Origin of the sequence: Micromonospora auratinigra (assembly GCF_900089595.1) — a bacterium.
Taxonomy (GTDB): domain Bacteria; phylum Actinomycetota; class Actinomycetes; order Mycobacteriales; family Micromonosporaceae; genus Micromonospora; species Micromonospora auratinigra.
The window spans coordinates 5,993,122-6,013,989 of sequence record NZ_LT594323.1 but is presented as its reverse complement, the minus strand read 5'-3'; the positions used below and the strand labels follow the sequence as shown (position 1 = coordinate 6,013,989).

At 73.4% G+C, this 20,868-nt stretch carries 19 protein-coding genes; 4 read left to right on the top strand and 15 right to left on the bottom strand.

The genetic code is table 11. The features are described from left to right. Positions 1-280 precede the first annotated feature (280 nt). The 11 genes from manA to GA0070611_RS27400 all read right to left on the bottom strand — a co-directional run bounded on the left by manA (position 281) and on the right by GA0070611_RS27400 (position 11,943). Positions 281-1,486, bottom strand: coding sequence for a mannose-6-phosphate isomerase, class I (gene manA, locus GA0070611_RS27445; RefSeq protein WP_091670698.1), 1,206 nt, complete (start codon positions 1,484-1,486; stop codon positions 281-283). A 4-nt stretch (positions 1,487-1,490) separates the two neighbouring features. Further along, positions 1,491-2,492 carry a cation diffusion facilitator family transporter gene (locus GA0070611_RS27440; protein WP_091670695.1) on the bottom strand — a complete coding sequence of 334 codons (1,002 nt, stop codon included), beginning with the start codon at positions 2,490-2,492 and terminating at the stop codon, positions 1,491-1,493. A 25-nt stretch (positions 2,493-2,517) separates the two neighbouring features. After that, entirely contained in the window at positions 2,518-3,711 is a 1,194-nt protein-coding gene (locus tag GA0070611_RS27435) for an SIS domain-containing protein (protein WP_091673515.1), read from the bottom strand. A 5-nt stretch (positions 3,712-3,716) separates the two neighbouring features. Continuing rightward, entirely contained in the window at positions 3,717-3,929 is a 213-nt protein-coding gene (locus GA0070611_RS27430) for a Trm112 family protein (RefSeq protein WP_091670692.1), read from the bottom strand. A gap of 182 nt (positions 3,930-4,111) precedes the next feature. Next, complete coding sequence (locus tag GA0070611_RS27425; protein WP_157740400.1) at positions 4,112-5,242, bottom strand: hypothetical protein; 1,131 nt, start codon at positions 5,240-5,242, stop codon at positions 4,112-4,114. Positions 5,243-5,445: 203 nt separating this feature from the next. Further along, positions 5,446-6,108, bottom strand: coding sequence for a deoxyribonuclease V (gene nfi / locus GA0070611_RS27420; protein WP_091670689.1), 663 nt, complete (start codon positions 6,106-6,108; stop codon positions 5,446-5,448). A 95-nt stretch (positions 6,109-6,203) separates the two neighbouring features. Further along, positions 6,204-6,380, bottom strand: a complete 177-nt coding sequence (locus tag GA0070611_RS31415; protein WP_167604473.1) for a hypothetical protein — start codon at positions 6,378-6,380, stop codon at positions 6,204-6,206. 93 nt (positions 6,381-6,473) lie between these two features. Then, positions 6,474-6,917 carry a hypothetical protein gene (locus GA0070611_RS27415; RefSeq protein ID WP_091670684.1) on the bottom strand — a complete coding sequence of 148 codons (444 nt, stop codon included), beginning with the start codon at positions 6,915-6,917 and terminating at the stop codon, positions 6,474-6,476. Further along, positions 6,896-11,152 (bottom strand): toxin glutamine deamidase domain-containing protein, encoded by a 4,257-nt coding sequence (locus GA0070611_RS27410; RefSeq protein ID WP_091670679.1) that lies wholly within the window; start codon positions 11,150-11,152, stop codon positions 6,896-6,898. The genes GA0070611_RS27415 and GA0070611_RS27410 overlap by 22 nt, the downstream gene beginning before the upstream one ends. A gap of 18 nt (positions 11,153-11,170) precedes the next feature. Then, positions 11,171-11,527 carry a hypothetical protein gene (locus GA0070611_RS27405; protein ID WP_091670675.1) on the bottom strand — a complete coding sequence of 119 codons (357 nt, stop codon included), beginning with the start codon at positions 11,525-11,527 and terminating at the stop codon, positions 11,171-11,173. A gap of 2 nt (positions 11,528-11,529) precedes the next feature. Next, positions 11,530-11,943, bottom strand: a complete 414-nt coding sequence (locus GA0070611_RS27400; protein ID WP_091670673.1) for a YbaB/EbfC family nucleoid-associated protein — start codon at positions 11,941-11,943, stop codon at positions 11,530-11,532. Positions 11,944-12,023: 80 nt separating this feature from the next. Between GA0070611_RS27400 and GA0070611_RS27395 the strand changes: the two genes are divergently transcribed. Next, complete coding sequence (locus GA0070611_RS27395) at positions 12,024-13,256, top strand: SUKH-3 domain-containing protein (RefSeq protein ID WP_091670670.1); 1,233 nt, start codon at positions 12,024-12,026, stop codon at positions 13,254-13,256. Between the two features lie 6 nt (positions 13,257-13,262). On the opposite strand, the gene GA0070611_RS27390 is transcribed toward GA0070611_RS27395, so the two are convergent. Together GA0070611_RS27390 and GA0070611_RS27385 are read right to left on the bottom strand one after the other, a co-directional pair. Then, positions 13,263-13,877: a DUF2625 family protein gene (locus GA0070611_RS27390; RefSeq protein WP_091670667.1), complete on the bottom strand. Its 615-nt coding sequence runs from the start codon at positions 13,875-13,877 to the stop codon at positions 13,263-13,265. Between the two features lie 43 nt (positions 13,878-13,920). Next, a complete protein-coding gene (locus tag GA0070611_RS27385; RefSeq protein ID WP_091670663.1) occupies positions 13,921-15,360 on the bottom strand; it encodes an aldehyde dehydrogenase family protein in 1,440 nt (479 codons plus the stop codon). A gap of 141 nt (positions 15,361-15,501) precedes the next feature. Between GA0070611_RS27385 and GA0070611_RS27380 the strand changes: the two genes are divergently transcribed. Together GA0070611_RS27380 and gabT are read left to right on the top strand one after the other, a co-directional pair. Further along, positions 15,502-16,938, top strand: coding sequence for a gamma-aminobutyraldehyde dehydrogenase (locus tag GA0070611_RS27380; protein WP_091670658.1), 1,437 nt, complete (start codon positions 15,502-15,504; stop codon positions 16,936-16,938). A gap of 3 nt (positions 16,939-16,941) precedes the next feature. Continuing rightward, positions 16,942-18,213, top strand: coding sequence for a 4-aminobutyrate--2-oxoglutarate transaminase (gabT, locus tag GA0070611_RS27375; RefSeq protein ID WP_091670655.1), 1,272 nt, complete (start codon positions 16,942-16,944; stop codon positions 18,211-18,213). Between the two features lie 280 nt (positions 18,214-18,493). On the opposite strand, the gene GA0070611_RS27370 is transcribed toward gabT, so the two are convergent. Both GA0070611_RS27370 and GA0070611_RS27365 read right to left on the bottom strand, forming a co-directional pair. Continuing rightward, entirely contained in the window at positions 18,494-19,174 is a 681-nt protein-coding gene (locus GA0070611_RS27370) for an RlpA-like double-psi beta-barrel domain-containing protein (RefSeq protein ID WP_091670652.1), read from the bottom strand. 60 nt (positions 19,175-19,234) lie between these two features. After that, positions 19,235-19,453 carry a hypothetical protein gene (locus GA0070611_RS27365; RefSeq protein ID WP_157740399.1) on the bottom strand — a complete coding sequence of 73 codons (219 nt, stop codon included), beginning with the start codon at positions 19,451-19,453 and terminating at the stop codon, positions 19,235-19,237. A 131-nt stretch (positions 19,454-19,584) separates the two neighbouring features. Between GA0070611_RS27365 and GA0070611_RS27360 the strand changes: the two genes are divergently transcribed. Beyond that, entirely contained in the window at positions 19,585-20,868 is a 1,284-nt protein-coding gene (locus GA0070611_RS27360; protein ID WP_091670642.1) for a GAF domain-containing protein, read from the top strand.

Here is a 20,868-nt window from a genome sequence, read left to right as displayed (position 1 = left end):
AACGAGTGTGGTGCGCAGCCTTCCACCTTACGCTCGCGACCGGGTCGGGCCGTGCCCGGTCGGTGGGACGGCGGCCCACCGACCGGTGGACAGCGCACGGGGCGGTCGGTGGTGAACGGACTTTCCGTCCACGACTCGGCCGCCCCGTGCATCCCCCCGGTTTGGTTCCCCGCGCGCTACCGGACTGTCGTCGCGACAACGCTGCGTACTCATAGAGTCACACTGGGCAACGGAGGCGTCAAGCCGTTTCGGGAAAGTCGGACTTGCTCCTGCGGTCGGGTCAGCGCAAGCCGCAGCTCGCCACGTACGCCTCGCCGTCCCCGCCGACGACCAGCGGGCCCCCCGCCGCGGTGCCGACCGCCGCCTGCCCGGCCGCCAGGGTGATGGTGCCCACCCCGTCGTCCACGGTGAGCTTGCCCGCCCGGCACAGCACCACCCGCGGACCGGGCAGCGCCAGCCGCACCGCCGGGTCGCCGGCCGGCACCCGGACCCGGTGCAGGGCGAAGTCCTCCACCGGCACCGGCCAGGTCACCACGCCCGGCGCCACCGGCACCGGCGCCACCACCGGCTCGTCGAGCACCTCGAAGCGCAGCACCCGCAGCAGCTCGTCCACGTCGACCCGCTTCGGCGTCAGCCCGCCGCGCAGCACGTTGTCGCTGGCCGCCATGATCTCCACCCCGGTGCCGCGCAGGTAGGCGTGCAGGTTGCCGGCCGGCATCCAGATCGCCTCGCCCGGCGCCAGCCGCACGTGGTGCAGCAGCAGCGCCACCAGCACCCCCGGATCGGCCGGATAGTCCACCGCCAGACCCCGCGCCAGCACGGCGTCCGACGACTCCGGCTCGGCGCGTCCGACGCCGCGCCGCGACCCGGAGCCGTCGTCCGGACCGGCGGCCTCCGCCGTGAGCACGGCGTCGACCAGCCCGGCCCGCTCCGCCTCCGGCCAGCTCAGCAGCAGGCGTACGGCCTCCCGCAGGCCCGCCGGCCCGGTGCGCAGCGCCGCCACCACGGGCGCCAGCGCGGGTACGCCGAACGCCTCGATCGCCGCCGCCGACTCCGCCGGGTCGCGGAACCCGCACAACGCCTCGAACTCGCTGAGCGCGACCAGCAGCTCCGGCTTGTGGTACGGGTCCACGTAGTTGACCCGCCCCGGGTCGGCGGCGTGCCCGGCCCGGGCCTGCTCGGCGTCCGGATGTGCCTGGAGGCTCAGCGGGGCGTCCGCGGCCAGCACCTTCAGCAGGAAGGGCAGCCGGGTGCCGAACCGGCCGACCAGCCGCTCGCCCAGCCAGTGCGCCGGCTCGGCGACCAGCAGGTCGGTCAGGCTGACCGGCGCGCCGTCGCGGTCCACGGTGGCCGGCGCGCCCGGGTGGGCGCCCAGCCAGAGCTCGGCCTCCGGCCCGTCGCTCGGCACCGGCCGCCCCTGCAACTCGGCGATCGCGGTACGGGAGCCCCAGGCGTAGTCCCGGATCCGACCCTGTAGCAGTTCCACGTTCTCAGCTCCCGGGGTGCGCGGCCTTCTCCTCGGCCTCGGTCTGCGGCACCGCGGTGTGTGCGGCGGCCCCGGTGCCGGCCCGCTCCGCGGCTGCGCTGTAGATGTCGGGCTCCAGGTAGATCACCCGGGCGATCGGGACCGCCTCGCGGATCCGCGCCTCGACGGCGTTGATGCCCCGGGCCAGTTCCTCGGCGGACTCGCAGGCCGGCACCGCGATCTTCGCGGCCACCATCAGCTCCTCCGGGCCCAGGTAGAGCGTCTTCATGTGGATGATCCGCTCCACCTCGGGACCACCCGTGACGGCCTCCGTGATGGCGAGCAGGTCCTTCGGCTCGGCGCCCTCGCCGAGCAGCAGGCTCTTGGTCTCGACGGCCAGCACGATCGCGATGACCACCAGCAGCACACCGATCATCGCGGTGCCCGCGGCGTCCCACAGGCCGTCGCCGGTGATCAGGGTCATGCCCACGCCGAACAGCGCGAAGACCAGACCGATCAGCGCGCCGAAGTCCTCCAGCAGCACCACCGGCAGCTCGGGCGCCTTGGCCCGGCGGATGAACCGCACCCAGGACTGGTTGCCCCGGATCTGGTTCGACTCCTGGATCGCGGTACGGAAGGAGAAGCTCTCCATCGCGATCGCCGCGACCAGCACCGCCACCGGCACCCACTGCCAGCTCGTGATCGGCTCCGGATGCGACGCCTTGTGGTACGCCTCGTAGAGCGCGAACAGGCCACCCAGACTGAACAGCACGATCGCCACGATGAACGCGTAGATGTAGCGCTCCCGGCCGTACCCGAAGGGGTGCTGCGGGGTGGCCTCGCGCTTGGCGCGGCGGCCACCGATCAGCAGCAGCCCCTGGTTACCGGAGTCGGCGACCGAGTGGATCGACTCGGCCAGCATCGACGAGGAGCCGGTGAGCAGGAACGCGATGAACTTGGTGACGGCGATGCCGATGTTCGCCGCCAGCGCGGCGATGATCGCCTTCGTACCACCGTTGGCGCTCATGCTCCCCGTCCGATGCCGCACGTGCTCACTGGTTTGCCAGCTCCTTCATCTCGGTGACGGCCGGAACGGCCATCGGGTCCAGCCCATGGGCCAGGGCCAGGTAGATCGAGGCGAAATCGGGGACCGCCATCAGCGAGGCGAGCCGCTCCAGCGCGGAACCGCCCTCGGCGGTCACCACGTCGCAGCGCACCCCGCGCCGCTCGGCGAGGGTCTGCACCGCGTCCGCCCGTCGCTCCTCCACCGCGAGCGGCTCGTCGGTGTCGTCCTCGGCGTTGAGCCCGCCGTCGCGCAGCAGCACCAGCCGCAGCCGGGTGCCGTCCGGACCGGAGTCGTCCGGGTCGGCGAAGATGTCCCGCTCCCCCTCGGCCAGGCCACCGAAGACACCGTCGAGCAGGCCGACCCGGCCCCGCCCGGCCTCACCCAGCGCACCGGTGACCACCGGGTAGCGGGCGTTGGCCGACAGCGTGTCGCCGAACCGGCGGGCGGCCACCGTGGCCAGCGGCGAGGAGCCCCAGACGATCGGGACCGACCCGGAAAGGCCGAGGGCGAGCGACTTCGCCGGGTTGACGAACGACTCGGCGGTGGGGCGGCACCGGTCGGCGTCCGCGTCCAGCCGGGCCGCCGTCTCGGCCAGGTCCGCCTCGTTGACCTTCACCAGCCCGAGCGTACGGGCGGCCAGCAGAACCGGCACGGTGAGCGCCCAGAGACTGGCCCGGGCCGGCGCGCGCCGGGGCACCGGGATGAACGGCGCGCGGGCCCGCTCGGCCACCGACTGGAGCTGGGAGTCCGGCGCCCCGACCGCGACCAGTCGGGCGCCCCGGCGGTGCGCGGCCTCGGCGGCACCCAGCGCCTCGGGGCTGCGGCCGGAGGCGCTCACCGCGATGACCACGTCCGCCGCGCCCACCCAGCCGGGCACGCCCGCGCTGCGGTGCGGGATCACCGGCACCGGGCAGCGGGGGCCGGCCACCGTGGCCAGCACGTCACCGGTCCGCCCGGCGGTGCCGATACCGGCGATGACGACCGCGCGGGGGCGGCCGTCGTCCTCCAGCAGGCTCAGGTTCGCCTCGGCGGCCAGCGCCGCCGACTCGCGCACCTGCGCGCCGGCCGACGCGGTGAACCGCAGCATGCCGCCCGGGTCCCGCTCGGTGAGCAGCGCCGGGTTGTCCAGCAGTGACTCGTCGGCGTGCCGGTGCCCGCTCACCCCGGCCGTACCGTCCATCTCCATCACGGCTGCGTCGCGGAGCCGCCGCGGGCGTCCCCGGCCGCGGGACCGCCGCGCGCCTCGTCCAGCAGCAGCACCGGTACGTCGTCGCGCACCTCGAAGATCCGGCCGCACTCGGTGCAGGTCAGCGTCTGCGCCTGCGGGTCGTAGTCGAGCGGGGCGTGGTGCGTGTCCGGACAGGCGAGGATCTCGAGCAACTGCGGGTCCAGGGCCACGGCGCGGCTCCTTCCACGTATGCGGTCTCACCGGTCGGCGGTGCCACCCGGCGCAGGGGATCTTATCGGCGAACCGGCACGCGCACCGGGCCACGTCTCAGCACCCGGCGCAGCGCCCGGCAGCCGTGGCGTCGACCGTCCGGCCGCCGTCACCCACCGTCACCGTAACGCCGGACTCCCGCTCAGCGGGGCGGGCGGGGCAGCACGCTGGTGGCGTCCGCTCCGGGAGCGGCCGGCGGCTCGTCCCCCGGTGCCGACGGCGCGCCGTACACGTTCCCGGTGGGACGCGGGGCGGCCGGCTGCTGCCCGTACACCTGACCGGCCGGCGCCGGTCGCGCGGGCGGGGCGGAGACCGGCTGCTGCCCGGGCACCGGGGCGGCGGGCTGCGGCCCCCCGAAGGTCGGGGCGGCGGCGGGCTGCTGCCCGTACACCTGCCCGTACATCTGGCCGGTCGGCGCGGCGGGCGGCGCGGGCACCGGCCCCGCCGGGGTTCCGGCGCGGTAGGTGGTGCCGGCGCTGCGCGGCAGCGGCACCGGCGGGTGACCGCCGGCCGCCTCGTCGACCTTCTCCGCGCGGTTGCGGCGGACCAGTAGCGCGATCAGCGCGGCGCCCACGAGCACCAGCAGGATGCCGAACCACATGATGGGGGAACCTCCGGAGGAACTGTCAGCGGCGGCGGTCGCCCCCGCGGCCGGGAGCGCGGCGGCCACGGCCGAGCTGGTGTCGTCGGCACCCGGCGGGGTGGCCGCCGCGGTGCTGGGGGTCGGTGTCGGGGTCGGCTTCCGCGACGGCGTCGGGGAGGGCGACGCGGTACGTGCCGCGCCCTCCACCCGGGCCGCCGTGCCCGCCCGGCCGATCAGCCGGCCCATGGCGTTGGTCGCCTCGCCCACCACGGTCAGCCGGCCACCGACCGTGCCGGCCAGGAAGGCGACCCGGTAGCGGACCGTCATGCCCTTGCCCTTGCACAGGGTCGGATTCGCCGGCGAGGTACGCGCCGTGGCGACCGAGCCGGCGCCACCGGAGACGGCCACCGGCCACCACCGGCCGCCACTGTTGACCTGCACCCGGACCTGATCCGGGCGGACGCCGTCGAGGCGCAGCCCCAGACCGGTACGCAGGATGACGCAGCCGTCGGTGCGCTTGCGCACCTCCACCGCGACAGTGCCCGGCGCGCCACCGGCCGTGAAGCTGCTCGCCGAGCGCACCTCCACCCGGTCGCCCTCGGCCAGGGCCGGGGAGGCACCGACGGCCAGCAGACCGCCGAGCGCCACGCCCACCGTGGCCGCCCGCGTCACCTGCCGCATCATCGACATCCCCACCTCACCGTCTCGCCCCTGCCAGGCCCGCGGTCAGGCTACTACCCGGTCAGGGCGGCTCCTGCGCATTGAGGACCCCGCATGTGTGCCGCACCACCCCGCTCCGGCGGCCACCGCCCGGTCCCGCCGGAGGTGATCCGGGGCTGCGGGCGCTTCTCCTGCCCGGATCCGTCCGGCGGGCCGCGGGGACGTCGTGCCCGTCACCCGCCCGCGGCGGCCAGGGCCTGCCGGCAGAGCCGGTCGGCGGTCCGGGTGGTCTCCGGCAGCCGGTACCTCGGGGTCAACGCCAGCACCCGGTCCACCGCGTTGTCCAGGCTCATCCGGTGGCCGACGCTCACGAAGACCGGCTTCACCCCGTCCCGGGTACGCACCACCCGGCCGACCTCCTCGCCACCGTCGCGCAACGGACTCCAGTCGCCGCGTCGCGGACCCGGTTCCGTCCACGCACCCACCAGCGGTGTCTTCCCCACCCCGATCGCCGGCAGCCCGGTGACCAGCCCGAGATGACAGGCCAGCCCGAAGCGGCGCGGATGCGCCAGCCCGTGCCCGTCACAGACCAGCAGGTCCGGCCGCACCGTCAACCGGTCCAGGGCGGCCAGCAGCGCCGGCAGCTCACGGAACGCGAAGAGCCCCGGCACGTACCCGAAAGCCGGCCGGCCCACGCTCACCGCCTCGTCCACCACGGTCAGCCCGGCGGCGTCGAGCACCGTCACCGCCGCCGCGAGCCGGTCACCGCTCTCCGCATAGGCGACGTCCAGGCCGGCCACCGTCGCGGGCGCGGCCGGTCCCGGCCCGACCAGGTCCAGCCGCGACCGCAACTCCTCCTGTACGCGCACCGCCCCGGCGACGTCGGCCGGCGGCACGTACTCGACCCGCCCGGCCGGCTCCGAGCCGGCCCTCCCGGTTCCGGCCGGCTCCCATCCGGCTCTCGCTGTGCCGGCCGGCTCCGATCCGGGCGTCACCGCCGGTTGGATCGCCGGCCGGCGCGGTTGAACGCGTAACCGAAGGCCACCCCGAGGCCGATGCCCACCGCGATTCCGGCAGCCCCACCGATGGTGATCCAGCCGATCACCAGTCCCAGCACGATCCCCGCCACCCAGAAGGGGGCCTGCCGCCGATTCGGTGAACTCGTCATCCGCTCACCGTAGTCAGGGACGGCCAGCCGAGGTCGATTCTCTCGATCCGGCGTCGAGCGTGCCGCGAGCGGGGCTCGTTCCGTCGGCGGGGGTCAGGACGGCTGGCTGCCGACGGTGGGGTCGGCACCGGGGTCCCCGGCCTGCTGCAACTGCTCCTCGAACATCACGAACGTCTTCCGCCGGATGCCCTCGATGAGCGCCTGCTCCCGCGGCGTCGGATACCGGTGTTCCACCCTGATCGTCTCCTGGATGGCCTCCAGCGTGCTGTACAAAGCAAAGACCGGCCCGTCTCCGCTCAGCTTGCGCCCCCGCTCCTGCTCGGTGAGCCAAACGAACTCGTCGCGAGAGATCTCGAAAATCTCGTCGTCACGACTGAATAGCACTTTATCAATGAGATCATGGGCAGGCAGCCAGCCTCCGGTGCCGTCTGACAGGCGCCATCCCGCAACACCACCGTCTGGTGTCTCCACCAACTTCAGTGGTGAACCGTAGTACTCGAAGAACCTCGGAAGCTTCATTCCTCTGAGGCCTGCCATTCGTCGGACATCTCTCCGAGCCCTTCCTCAATCGCTCTTCGATAGGCGCGCTCCGCTCGCTGAAGTAGACCATCGCGGATTGCCGTCTCCATCTGCGTCAGCGGACGCCCATCTGACTGTGACAGAGTTTCCAGGTCACGGCGCACCTCGTACAAGGCGTGCTCCCACTTCGCAACAGACTCCAGCGACCCGAGTTGCAACCGCAGCTCGGCCACATGCCCGTTCGACATACGTAGGTTCAGCAGGACGTCGCAGTACCCGCTCCCCTGCGGAGATTTGAACCGGTCTTTCACATCGAGCACCAGCACACTTGAGTCGTTCGCCAAGTCGCTCAAGGCCCGGTACAGGTCGTCGAGACTATCGAACTCCACCCTTGCCCCGGCCAGATCCTTCAGCCTGGAGGCATCGTTCGCGTACTCGACCAGCTTGTCCATCACCCTGCTGCGCTTCTTGGGCTCGGTCCGCCACGCAGCTCGACCGCGATCGCCTGCCGAACGAATTGCGATCTGGTTCAACTCCGGCTGTGCCTCCGCCGCATCGGCGTAGAGCTTCTCCACGTAGGCACGCCGATAGCCTTCATCTTCCATGCGCGCTTCGTCGAAGCCGAGCTGAACTGGCCGCTGCCTACGTGCTGCCAGCCCGGCACTGACCTGTCTCTGTTCAGAGGTCAGCGGCACCGCGACGGGCAGATCAGCCGTCGGTCGGATCAATGCCCCGCAGCCATGATGCTCTATCTCCTGAAGCACATTACCGAGAACGTCGATCGCCTGCTGACGGTCCGCCAACTGGTGCAGGGTCACCGGTCGCGCGGTCAGCGAGTTCGCCAGCTCCGGTGTCGCCAGGATCATCCGGGCCAGGTCGGGACGCTGCGCGAGCTGGCGCACCAGCGTCTCGGCCAGCAACGGCTCACCGCGAGGCGGCGCCTCCCAGGTCTGGTCGAGCATCTGCCGGACCCGGGGATCGTCGAGCAGCCGCGCCACATCGCCGGCCCCTGACTCGTCCAGTCCGGGCACCAGTCGCCGCAGCGTCGGCGCGTCGAGATGCTGGGCCAGCTCGACGGGCGTCACTCCGGCGGCAAAGGCCTCGTCGAGACTCCTGCTCGCAGCGACCGCGTCGCGGACGAAGAGCCCGGCCGATATCCGCCCGGCATGCGCATCGAGGTGCGCCTGACGCTGGACCTCCGCGCCATCAGGGTTCGGCACGCTGCCGGGCGGCGGGACAACGGGATGGTTAATCGTCGTGTCCTGGCCGAGCAGGTGTACGTGGTTGAAGTCCGGCGCGGGCTCGTCACTGTCGTACGGTGCTGGCGGCGGGGGCGGTTCGGGCCGCTCGCTGAGTTCGGGAAGCACGTTGTACGTGCCGGGTGGTCGACCGGCCAGCGGCATCGGCCGGCCGTCCGGGCCGAGCACCAGCGCGTCGATCCCGATCGTGTTCGCCCGGTGCGGGGCGCCGCGGTGACCGAGCAGCGGGCGTTCGGAGATCGTGCCGTTCTGCGGGTCGAGGTAGAGCACGGTGCCGTTCTGGTTCAGCGCCACCCAGGCGTGCGCGCCACCGCCCTCGAAGCTGGTGATCAGAAAGGCGTAACTGCCGTGACCGCCACCGAGCAACTGCCGGTGCAGGTCCCCGTAGCCGCGTTCGACCTGCTCCCTAGCCTCCGGGTAGGTGGTCGGATCGGGGCCGGTGACGAGGTTCTGGAAGCAGCCTCCGGTGACCTCCTCGACCCGCATCGGCCCGTCCGCCTCCCCGCCGATCGGGCAGCGGACGTCCCCCTGGAGGTATCCGTCGAAGGTACGCGGCGCGGAGACCCGGGGCCGGCCGTGCATCCACGTCTCATAGAGCGACAGGGTGCAGTCGAGGCAGTTGATGCTCCGGGTGGCATCCGCCAGGGGACCACCGTCGTTGGCCAACCCGAACCAGTCCCCGACCCGGGGGTCCGCGGTCCGCGCCACGCTGCCGTCCGGGTTGCGCGGCATCTGCCGTTCCAGGTCGGTCTGGTGCAACGCGAGCGGCGGCCGGAGCCCACCTCGTTCACCATATGGTCGCGACCGGTCGATGGGGGGCGGGTGCCCGTCGCCGGTCAGGGCCGAGACGTCAGAGACGTCCACCGCCCCGTACGCGAGATCGGCGACGTCCGCGTTGATCCGGTAGAAGTCGGTGGGGTCGTCGATGACGACCTCATCGGGCACCAGGGTTCCGTCGAGGACCGCGTCGGCCTGATCGGTCCACCGGTAGGCGAGCCGTTCCCGGCGCTGTCCCTCTCGCCAGTACTGCTCGGCGAGGTCGGGCCGGCCGGCGGCTCTCCACTCCTGGCCCTGGGTGAACAGCCACCGCACCGCCTCGTACTGCTGCTCGACCGCATCCCGTAGCTCGCGGGCGCTGCGCCGCCGCCGGTTCTCCTCGTACAACTCCCGCTGCGACTGGAGATATCCCTGGTATCGGCGGCGGTCGAGGGCCTCGCGGTCGGCGGCGAGCCATGCGGCCCGCTCCTCCGGTGTGCCGAAGCGCGGCGGTCGCGGATCGACCGTTCCCGGCAGTGCGGGCGTGAAGGAAGCGGCGTGGGCAGGGTGATGCGGGTCCGGTGCGTGCGGCGCCGACAGGGGAGGTCGCGGGCCCGGTACGGACCGGTCCTGTGAGCCGTCGACTGCGGGAGCGAGGGCAGGTCGGTGTGGCGTTGGTTCGGTCAGCGGTCCGGAATGGGCCGGCGCGGCGCCGGCGGTCAGGTGCTCGGGGGCGACCCGGGGCGGTCCGTTCGGTGCCGCCTGCGGCACCGGCCCGGTCGCCACCCCGGGGGCCGCAGTCGGCTGGTTCGGAGCCGGCTGAGTCGGCTGGTTCGGCGCTCCGGGTTCCGGCCCCCCGGAGCCCGAGCCGTGAGCGGGCCGTGGATCGACCGGCGGCGGTGCGGTGGCCGGATCCGTGGAGGTGACCGCCACCGACGAGAGCAGCGGACTGGCCGCCGCCTCGACGTGCGGCCGTGACGGATCCGGATCCACACCCACCTGCACAACAGCCGATGAGCTGTGCCGCGGTTCAGCCGTCGGTACGACATGCCGACCGTCCGCCGCGTCGGGGACCGGCGTGGCCGGGTGCGGGGGTGTCGTCGGCCCGAGGGCGTCAGCGGCCTGCGACACCGGTCCGGGCGGATCGGCGGCCCGCTGGGCCGGGATGCCAGGCACCGGATCGTCGCCGGACGGCAGGGCGAGATCCACCGGCTGCCCGGCGAGGCCGGCGAGCTTGCCGTCCAGGCGCTGGTGCAGCGCGGCATCGGCCTGGCCGGTGACCGAGCCGCTCACCCCGGAGACCGCGGCCCGGGCGGCGTCCTCCAGCGACAGCACCTGCCCGTTGGCCAGGCCGGCGGCCGCCTCCGCCAGGGTTTCGCCGCCCATCTCGCGGGCGAAGTGCTCCCCGATCTGGGTGAAGCGCCCGTGCGCGTGTCCGCCGAGGCCGGCGAGCGGTGCCGCCGCCCCACCGGCGAAGCCACCGAGCCCGGAGGCACCCACGTCGGCCAGGTCCAGGCCGTCGCGACGTCCGGTGGAGTTCTGGTACGCCTGGGTCGCCAGGTTGGTGCCGACCTCCTGCCCGGCCTCGATCAGCCCGCCGATGACGGCACGTCGGGCCAGGCCACGGGCACCAGTCTTGACGACTTCCTTCGCCGCCCGTTCGCTCGCCTCCCTGAGGCCCTCCTTGATGGCCTTGCGGGCCAACTGCGCGACGAGCCGTTTGAAGATCTGCTGCACCGCGACCCGGCTGGCGGTGGTGGCGGCCCCGATGGCCGGGGAGGCGACGCCGGCGGTGGCCACGGTCACCACGGCCAGCGAGAGCAGCTCGATGACGAGAATGCCCAGCTCGATCCAGGCCTCCAGCTTCGCGCCCTCGATGTCGCAGCCGCAGGACTCGACGAGCCTGCCCATCTCGCTGGTCACCGCGAGCAGCGCGTGCAGCGGGGCGTCCGCGCCGTCGGCGAGCTTGTGCCAGGCGATGTCGAACGTCTCGGCGACCAACCCGACCCCGCCATAGCCGCTGCGTACCTCCCCCGCCGCCGTGGTCGCGTCGTCCCGGGGTACGCCGAGCACGCCGGCCACCTCGTACCACTGGTCGGCGAGGTTCCAGACGGAGCGCTCGTCGCCCTCCGGCCACTCGACGCCGATGACCCAGTCGAGCGCCTCGTAGACCCAGCCGGGAACGTCCCAGGGGCAGTAGTCGAGTGGATGCGGGATGGGGCTGGGCAGCAGAGTCACGCGCGGATCCTCCGGAGGTCAGCGCCGGTGCCGGTGCGGACTGTGCCGCTGGTGCGGGATCTCGCCGAGTTGGCGGGCGTTGCCGTCGTCGGTCTCGACGGTGGCGGTCACGGACCGGACGACGTCGCTGCCCAGTCCCTGGAGGGAGCGTCCGAGGACCTCCCAGGCCCTCAGCAGCGTCTCCTCGTAGCGGCGGTACTGCTTCTCGAAGGCGGCACCGATGTCGTCGCGGCCCCACGGTCGCTCCGCGCTGGCCGCCGCGATCGCGCCGCCGGTCTCACGCCGGGCGGAGCTGACCGCCTCGCCGGCCCGGTGCAGGTCGGCGCCGCCCCGGCGGGCCCGGTCAGGGTCCAGCCAGATCTGCCCCTCGGCCATGGTCACTCGCCACGTGAGAGGACGGTGTCCGCCCGGCCGAGGAGGGCGCCGAAGTCGTTGGTGTGCAGGAACTCCACCGAGGGCGAGCCGGGCGGCAGGTAGCCGGCGACCAGTTCCCGGGTGGCGGCGATCGCGGCGGCGGACGCCCGGAGCACCGTCGTGGTGATCTTACGGCTCAGCGCCTTGGCATCACGATCGTGGAAGACCGAGGGCGCGACCTCCACATTGATCAGTTCCCCCCGCGCGCCGGCGATCACGGTGACCTGCCCGTCGTCCGAGCGTTCGGTCACCCGCAGCTCGGCCAGCCGACCCTGGAGCTCGTCCAGCCCGGAGCGGATCCGCTGGTACTGGCCGTACACCTCGTCGAACCGTGCGCGCAGCGCGCGGTTGACGTCCCGGTCCGCACTCTCGACCACCGTCGCCCCTCTCCGTGACTGTCGGTAGGGCAGACCATACCGGGCGCCACGGAATCCGTGGGGTCCGGTAGTTTCGGGCTGTGATCGAACGACAGCAGGCCGAACAACTCGCCGCCGTCTGGGCCCGACGGGACTCCGAGCGGTTGGGATTCCCATGCACACCGGTCGTCGAGGAGTTCGATCTGGGTTACCTGATCACGTCGGATGTCTCCCGCGACGCCCGCGCCCTGCCGGGTGACCTACCCACCATGGTCGTGGACAAGGAGACCGGCGAGGTCACGAGCTGGCCCCGGCTGCCGCTGTCCAACGTGGAGCAGTTGTTCCGGCAACGCCGACCCACCGATCCCCGCCCGCCCCGCACGGTCGACCCCGCCGGTCAACTGCTCCGCGAGCTCACCCGGCTCCCCACGCCCGGCGCTGCCGCCCACCTGACCCTCGACGGGCGGACACAGGTGGCGCAGGGCGCCAAGGGCGATGTCGAGCTGCACCACCACCCGCTCGTCCGGTCCTACCTGGACCGGCTCCCGCCAGGTCACCTGGTCCGGGGCGGAGAGCGGCATGCCGAGATGATCGCCGTCTCCGACGTCCTGCACGAGCAGGACCACCGCCGTCGGGCGGACGGCCGTTCGGCGCTCACGCTCGACGAGGCGCGGGCCGTCCTCGGCAGGGCGCGGATCGAGTTCTTCCGGATCAGGGAGCCCGGCGACGCAGTCGGCGGGCAGACGGAGCTGCCCTGCGACTCGTGCCTCAATTTCCTGGTGCATTTCGGCGTCCTCCCCTGGTCCCATCTGGCCTACACCAGGGAGTCGCATCCCGAGCCACAGACCGTGATCGAGCCCGGCCGCTTTCCGGACGCGGTCGGGCACGCGTTGATGGCCGCCGGCTGGGAGAACGGCATCTTCAACGCGGCACTGGCCCGGGGTGCCATCGCCGAGACCTGCGAAGTGGTGGGCACACATCATCGCCATGAGGTCTTTCCGGCAGCTCAGCAGGCCCTCACCGCCTTTCCCACGATCCTCAGCCGACGGCGCGGGCCGGGCCGGGACGTGTGGATCAGCCCGTTCGCCACGAACCCGTTGCGCGGTGCGCACAGCGCCGACACGCTCGCGGATTTCGGTTCGGTGCTGGGCGTACGCCTCTTCCCCATGGGGGCCGAACGCCCGGAGAGCATCATCGCGGTGGACGAGTTGGGGCGGATCTTCGCGCTCGACCAGGCCGGCGAGTGGTTCCTCGGCCCGGACATCGACGCCGCCCTGACCACTCTCCTGCTCGGCCGGGCCCCCGCCCGGGTACGCGACGACGGCACCTGGTGAGCCCGGTCAGGATCCGAACTGCCGCGCCGTGTCCTGGTAGAACGACACCACCTGGGCCAGCGGGGCCGGCCGCCGGCTCACCCGGGCCAGGTCCTGCCCCTCCTTGGTGAACGGCGGTGGGAACACGGTGAAGCCCTCGTCGGGGCCCAGCGCGGCGACCTCCGCTTCCCAACCCGGCCAGCGCAGCGTCTCGTAGAACCGGGTGAGGGAGCCGGCGAGGACCGCGTACAGCCAGTCGGCGTAGCCCTGTTCGAGGTCGAGCCAGGCCAACTCGTCGGGGCCGAAGTAGTGCACGGTGGGGCGGGCGCCGGGCTGCCCCTGGATCCAGCCGAACACGCCGCCCATGACGTCGTACCCGATGACGACGAGGCCCGCCGTGGCGGACGACTCGGCGGCCACGTCGGGCAGGCGGGGATGGCCACCGCCGAGCACCCGCAGCCAGCCGTGGTCGACCAGCAGGCCGCCGGTGCCGGCCACCACCGCACCGAGCCAGGACCGGGTGGTGATCTCCAAGGTGGTCAGGCAGGCCGCGGCCCGCGCCGGGTCGGCCGGCAACACCTCGACCGGGTACGGCGAGGCCGCGACCGCCGCCGCCACCTCCGCCCACGTCGACTGCTCCATGGCAGCGGACACTACCCGGGCGGGCGGGCGCGGTGGGCCGTGGCTACAACGCCACCCCGGTCAGCACCATGACGCGCGGCTCGGTGTAGTCGTCCATGGCGCTGCGCAGCCCTTCCCGGCCGACGCCGGAGCCCTTCACCCCGCCGTACGGCATCTGGTCGGCGCGGTACGAGGGCACGTCGCCGACGATCACCCCGCCGACCTCCAGGGCGCGGGCGGCGGCGAACGCCACGTCGAGCCGGTGGGTGAAGACGCCGGCCTGCAACCCGTACGCGGAGTTGTTGACGGCGGCGAACGCGGCCCGGTCGTCGGCGACCGGGGTCACCACCAGCACCGGCCCGAAGACCTCCTCCCGGCACACCTTGGCGTCGGCCGGCACCCCGCTGAGCACGGTCGGCGGGTAGGTGGCGCCGTCCCGACGGCCGCCGACCTCGATGGTGGCCCCGGCGGCGACCGCCTCGTCCACCCACGCCTCCACCCGGAGAGCGGCGTCCTCGGAGACCAGCGGCCCGACGTCGGTCGACTCGGCCCGGGGGTCGCCGGTGCGCAGTTCCTGCACCGCGGCGACCAGTCGGGGCAGGAACCCGTCGTAGAGCCATTCGTGCACGTAGACGCGCTGCACAGCGATGCAGGACTGGCCGGCCTGGTAGTTGGAGAAGGTGGCGATCCGCTGCGCGGCGAAGGTGAGGTCCTCGTCCGACGTCCAGTCCTCGCAGATCACGGCCGCCGCGTTGCCGCCGAGTTCCAGGGTGACGTGCTTGTCGGGGGCGGCCCGGCGGATGGCCGCGCCGACCGGCCCGGAGCCGGTGAACGAGACCACCGGCAGCCGGGGGTCGGCGACCAGGTCGGCGGCGCGCTCGTTGGGCAGCGGCAGCACCGAGAACATGCCCTCGGGCAGCCCGGTCTCGGCGAGCAGGTCGCCGAGCAGCAGCGCCGACAGCGGGGTGGCCGGGGCGGGCTTGACCACGATGGGCGCGCCGACGGCGATCGCCGGGGCGACCTTGTGGGCGACCAGGTTGAGCGGGAAGTTGAACGGCGCGATGCCGAGCACCGGGCCACGCGGCACCCGCCGGACCAGGGCGATCCGCCCGGTGGCGGCCGGGTCGGTGTCGAGGCGTTGCAGTTCGCCGGAGAAGCGGCGGGCCTCCTCGGCGGCCCAGCGGAAGGTGGAGACGGCCCGTCCCACCTCGGCCCTGGCCCATTTGACCGGCTTGCCGTTCTCGGCGGTGATCAGCTCGGCGACCTCGTCGGCCCGCTCGGCGAGCCGGCGGGAGACGTGGTCGAGGGCGGCGGCGCGGACGTGCGCGGGCAGGGCCGCGGCCTCCGCCGCCACGCGGGCCGCGGCCGCGACGGCGGCCTCGACCTGGTCGGGCGTGGCGAGGGTGGTACGCCCCACCGCCCGGCCGTCGTACGGGTGGGTGACGGTCAGTTCGCCCTCGCCGTGCACGGGGCGGCCGGCGACATAGAAGGCTCTCGGCTCCACGCCCGGCAGCGTAGACCACGGTGGCTCGCGCGGAAACAGTTGCCCAAACCCTTGTCTGCCTCGGATTCAGTAGCCAAGATGGCAGTCAGATTGCGATAACCTCCGCACACCCCTCCCCCGGCCATCCCTCGGAGACTCCTGATGAGCGATCAGCAGCAGCTGCGCAACTTCGTCAACGGCGCGTACGTCGACCCGGTCGACGGGGGCTACGCCGATCTGATCGACCCCTGCACCGGCGAGGTCTTCGCGCAGGCGCCGGTCTCCGGCGCGGCGGACGTGGACGCGGCGATGAAGGCGGCCTCGGCCGCGTTCGAGGGCTGGCGGGACGCCACCCCGGGCGAGCGGCAGAAGGCGCTGCTCAAGCTCGCGGACGCGGTGGAGGCCCGGGCGGCCGACCTGGTCGACGCCGAGGTACGCAACACCGGCAAGCCGCGCCAGCTCACCGCCGACGAGGAACTGCCGCCGTCGGTGGACCAGTTCCGCTTCTTCGCCGGGGCGGCCCGGCTGCTGGAGGGGCGCTCGGCCGGCGAGTACCTGGCCGGGCACACCTCGTACGTGCGGCGCGAGCCGATCGGCGTCTGCGCCCAGGTCACGCCCTGGAACTACCCGCTGATGATGGCGGTCTGGAAGATCGCCCCGGCGCTGGCGGCCGGCAACACCGTGGTGCTGAAGCCGTCGGACACCACCCCGGTGTCGACGCTGCTGCTGGCCGAGATCGCGTCGGAGTTCCTGCCGCCGGGCGTGTTCAACGTGGTCTGCGGTGACCGGGACACCGGCCGGGCGCTGGTCTCCCACCCGACCCCGCAGTTCGTCTCGATCACCGGCTCGACGCGGGCCGGCATGGAGGTGGCCGCGGCGGCCGCCCCGGACCTCAAGCGCACCCACCTGGAGCTGGGCGGCAAGGCACCGGTGGTGCTCTTCGACGACGCGGACGTGGCGGCGGCGGCCGAGGCGATCGCGGTGGGCGGCTACTTCAACGCCGGTCAGGACTGCACCGCCGCCACCCGGGTGCTGGCCGGCCCGGGCGTGTGCGACGACTTCGTGGCCGCCCTCGCCGAGCAGGCCCGCAACACGAAGACCGGCGCGCCGGACGACGAGGACGTGCTCTACGGCCCGTTGAACAACGCCAACCAGCTGGCCCGGGTACGCGGGTTCGTGGACCGGCTGCCGGACCACGCGACCGTCGAGACGGGCGGTTCGCAGCTCGGCGAGCGGGGCTACTTCTACGCTCCGACGGTGGTCTCCGGCGTCCGCCAGCAGGACGAGATCATCCAGGACGAGGTCTTCGGCCCGGTGATCACCGTGCAGCGTTTCTCCGACGAGGACGAGGCGGTGCGCTGGGCCAACGGCGTCGACTACGGCCTGTCCGCCTCGGTCTGGACCCGCGACCACGGTCGGGCGATGCGGATGACCCGCCGGCTGGACTTCGGCTGCGTCTGGGTGAACACCCACATCCCGTTCGTCTCCGAGATGCCGCACGGCGGCTTCAAGCACTCCGGGCACGGCAAGGACCTGTCGGTCTACAGCCTGGAGGACTACACCCGGATCAAGCACGTCATGCACAACATCGAGGGCTGACCCATGACGTCGTCGGAAGAGCTGCACAAGCGCCGGGGGGCGGCCGTCGCCCGGGGCGTCGGGAGCACCATCGCCGCGTACGTGGACCACGCGGGCGGCGGCACCATCACCGACGTGGACGGGCGGGACTGGATCGACTTCGCCGCCGGCATCGCGGTCGCCAACGTGGGCAACTCCGCCCCGAAGGTGGTCGAGGCGGTACGCGCGCAGGTCGAGCGCTTCACCCACACCTGCTTCATGGTCGCCCCGTACGAGTCGTACGTGGCGGTCTGCGAGCAGCTCAACGCCCTGACCCCGGGCGGCTTCGAGAAGCGTTCGGCGCTGTTCAACTCGGGCGCCGAGGCGGTGGAGAACGCCGTCAAGATCGCCCGGCACGCCACCGGCCGGCCGGCGGTGGTGGTCTTCGACCACGCGTACCACGGCCGGACCAACCTGACCATGGCGCTGACCGCGAAGAACATGCCGTACAAGCACCGGTTCGGGCCGTTCGCCGGGGAGGTCTACCGGGTGCCGATGTCGTACCCGCTGCGCGACGGCGGGCTCGACGGCGCGACCGCGGCGGCACGGGCGATCGAGACGGTGGAGAAGCAGGTCGGCGCGGAGAACGTGGCCGCGTTGCTGATCGAGCCGATCCAGGGCGAGGGCGGTTTCGTCGTACCCGCCGAGGGTTTCCTGCCGGCGCTGCGCGAGTGGGCGACGGCGGCCGGGGTGGTGTTCATCGCCGACGAGATCCAGACCGGCTTCTGCCGCACCGGGGACTGGTTCGCCTGCCAGCACGAGGGCGTCGAGCCGGACCTGGTCACCCTGGCCAAGGGGATCGCCGGCGGGCTGCCGCTGGCCGCCGTCACCGGGCGGGCGGAGCTGATGGACGCGGTGCACGTCGGCGGCCTCGGCGGCACGTACGGCGGCAACCCGATCGCCTGCGCGGCGGCCCTAGCGGCGATCGAGACGATGCACGAGCTGGACCTGGCCGCCGCCGCCCGGCGCATCGGCGCGGTGCTCGGTGACCGGCTGCGCGCCGTCGCGGCCCGCGACCCGCGCGTCGCCGAGGTACGCGGCCGGGGCGCGATGCTGGCCGTGGAGATCGTGCGGCCCGGCACGCTGACCCCGGACCCGGCCGCCACGGCGGCGATCTCGGCGGCCTGTCACGCCGCCGGCCTGCTCACCCTGACCTGCGGCACCTACGGCAACGTGCTGCGGTTCCTTCCGCCGCTGGTCATCTCCGACGACGAACTGGCCCGTGGCCTGGACATCCTGGACGCCGCCTTCGGCTGAGCCGGCGGCCCACCGATCGTGGGACACCGCGAGCGTCGATCCCCCCCAGGTGACGCCCGCGGTGTCCCACTCGTCTACAGGCACATCCAGCAGTACGCGTCGACGCCCCGGCCCGCTGGCCGCGGGCGACCTCTTCCGCCATCCGGCTCACCGAAGGGCCCCACGGCAGCCCGGACTCAGGGCGTCGGTCGCCGGCCCTGCGCCGGATCCGCCGGATCTGCTGACCACCTCCGCGCCGGGCGGAACGCCGAGAGCCGGCGTTCCGCCCGGCGCGGAGTGGTCAGCGGAGCAGTTCCACGGTGTTGCGCCGGACCAGGTTCTTCCCGGGTTCGCGGACGGCGTCCATCGCGGCGGCGTTGAGCAGCACGCAACTGCCCGACGGGCCGGTCACCGTGACGGTCACCGTCCGGCTGTTGTCCAGGTTGGTCACCCGCAGCCGGGTGCCCACCGGGAACCGGTCACTGGTGGCGGCCGGCGCCCCGCCCTCGGCGGAGAAGGTGATCGGGCCGGTGCAGGCACCGCCGCCGCTCGGCGCCACCACGCCGCCGGCCGGTGCGCCGGTGCCCGGGCGGGCCCCGCCGGACGGGGTTGCCGCTCCCCCGGCCGGAACGGCACCGACCCGTTCGACGACGTTTCGGCGGATCACGTTCTTCCCCGGCTCACGGACCAGGTCCATCGCGGCGGTGTTGAGCAGCACGCAACTGCCCGACGGGCCGGTCACCGTCACCGTCGCCACCCGCCGGTTGTCCAGGTTGGTCACCCGCAGCCGGGTACCCGCCGGGAACCGGTCGCTGGTGGCGGCCGGCGGCCCGGCCTCCGCCGAGAAGGTCACCGGCCCCTGGCAGACGCCCTGCCGGGTCGGGGTGGTGCCGGCGAAACCGAACCCGGTCCCCGCCGCCACCACCGCGCCGGCCACCACCGCCACACCCGCCGCCAGTACGTGCTTCCGCTGCACCCGCATCGCCGCTCCCGTCGTCATTCCGTCCTACGCCGACGGGTACGGGATGGGAGCGCTGCCCGTTCAGATGTCGTTGTGCCAGCCGCGCCGGATCTCCCCGGCCGGGCACGGATCGCCCTTCGCCACCACCCGCCAGAAGCGGTCCGGCTCGGCGTGGCCGCGCAGGCTCAGCTCGACGCCGACGCGTACCCGGCGGTCGTCGGGCACCCAGGCGACCAGGTGGCGGTCACCGCTGACGAGCTGGAGCTGCACCATCATCCGTTCCCGCGTCCCGACCATCACGACCGTCCTTCCCGTGCTCCCGGCGCGCGCCCTGCGGCCGGTGAACAGAATGGGCGTCCGTCGATCACCCGGGCAACCGGTATTGGCGATCACGGGTGAGCTGGGTCACCATGGGCGCGAGGAGGTCGCCGATGGCTGACCCGTGGCTCGCCCTGGAGTTCGGCGCCGATCCGGCCGAGCGGATCGCGCAGGTCGGTGCCGCCCACGAGGCGTTCCTGGCCGGCGAGGCCAGCGGGGCGCGGGTCCGGGACGTGGTCCGCCGCTCCTGGGAACGCTCCGCGCGGCTCGACCCGGAGGCCACCGTGCCGGTCGACCTCACCGACGGCGCGCTGGAGAGCTACCGGGCCGCCCACCCGCTGGCCCGGGTGCTGCCGCTCTTCCGCGACCTGCTCGGCGGGATCGCGCAGGACGGGGCGCACCTGATGGCGGTCTGCGACGCGTACGGGCGGCTGCTCTGGGTGGAGGGGCACGCCGGGGTGCTCCGGCACGCCGAGCGGATGAACTTCGTGCCGGGCGCCCGATGGGACGAGACGCACGCCGGCACCAACGCCCCCGGCACCGCGCTCGCGGTGGACCACAGCGTGCAGATCTTCGCCACCGAACACTTCGTCCGGCCGGTGCAGCGCTGGACCTGCGCCGCCGCCCCGATCCACGACCCGGCCAGCGGCCGGCTGCTCGGCGCGGTCGACATCACCGGCGGCGACCATCTGGCCAACCCGCAGAGCCTCGCCCTGGTCCGGGCCACCGCCCGCGCCGCCGAGGCGTTCCTGGCCCAGGCCACCCCCGCCGCGCCCGACGCGGTGCACGTCACCGCGCTCGGCCGGGACGAGGCGGAGCTGCGCCTCGGTACCCGGCGCATCCGGCTGGGCCGCCGGCACAGCGAACTGCTGGTGCTGCTGCTCGACCATCCCGAGGGGCGCACCGGGGAGCAGCTCGGCCTGGACCTCTACGGCGACGACCGGCTGCACCCGGTCACCCTGCGGGCCGAACTGTCCCGGCTGCGCCGGGCGCTCGGCGAGGAACTGCTCGACTCCCGCCCGTACCGGCTGCGGATGGGTGTGCGCGCCGACTTCCGTACCGTCGTCGAGCTGTTGGAGCGGGGCGACGTGGCGGGGGCGCTGCGCGCGTACCCCGGGCCCCTGCTGCCCGGGTCGGACGCGCCGGGAGTGGCCCGGCTGCGCCGCCGGGTCGACGGGCAGCTGCGCGCGGCCGTGCTGGCCGGCGCGGACGCCGACCAGCTCGCCGCCTGGACCGCGACCGCGGCCGGGGCCGACGACCTGGCCGGGTGGCAGGCGCTGGCCCGGGCGTTGCCGCCGGGCGCGCCGCGCCGGCCGCTCGCCGTCGCGCGGGCCCGCCAGCTCGCCGGGGAGTACGACCTGACGCGCGCAACGTCGTTGCAACGTCGCGGTCACTAA

Coding starts and splice junctions, on each gene's coding strand:
- GA0070611_RS27440 (WP_091670695.1), bottom strand. CDS start 2,492: ATGAGCGCCAACGGTGGTACGAAGGCGATCATCGCCGCGCTGGCGGCG.
- GA0070611_RS27435 (WP_091673515.1), bottom strand. CDS start 3,711: ATGGACGGTACGGCCGGGGTGAGCGGGCACCGGCACGCCGACGAGTCA.
- GA0070611_RS27425 (WP_157740400.1), bottom strand. CDS start 5,242: ATGTCGATGATGCGGCAGGTGACGCGGGCGGCCACGGTGGGCGTGGCG.
- GA0070611_RS31415 (WP_167604473.1), bottom strand. CDS start 6,380: ATGACGAGTTCACCGAATCGGCGGCAGGCCCCCTTCTGGGTGGCGGGG.
- GA0070611_RS27415 (WP_091670684.1), bottom strand. CDS start 6,917: ATGGCAGGCCTCAGAGGAATGAAGCTTCCGAGGTTCTTCGAGTACTAC.
- GA0070611_RS27405 (WP_091670675.1), bottom strand. CDS start 11,527: ATGGCCGAGGGGCAGATCTGGCTGGACCCTGACCGGGCCCGCCGGGGC.
- GA0070611_RS27390 (WP_091670667.1), bottom strand. CDS start 13,877: ATGGAGCAGTCGACGTGGGCGGAGGTGGCGGCGGCGGTCGCGGCCTCG.
- GA0070611_RS27380 (WP_091670658.1), top strand. CDS start 15,502: ATGAGCGATCAGCAGCAGCTGCGCAACTTCGTCAACGGCGCGTACGTC.
- gabT (WP_091670655.1), top strand. CDS start 16,942: ATGACGTCGTCGGAAGAGCTGCACAAGCGCCGGGGGGCGGCCGTCGCC.
- GA0070611_RS27370 (WP_091670652.1), bottom strand. CDS start 19,174: ATGCGGGTGCAGCGGAAGCACGTACTGGCGGCGGGTGTGGCGGTGGTG.
- GA0070611_RS27360 (WP_091670642.1), top strand. CDS start 19,585: ATGGCTGACCCGTGGCTCGCCCTGGAGTTCGGCGCCGATCCGGCCGAG.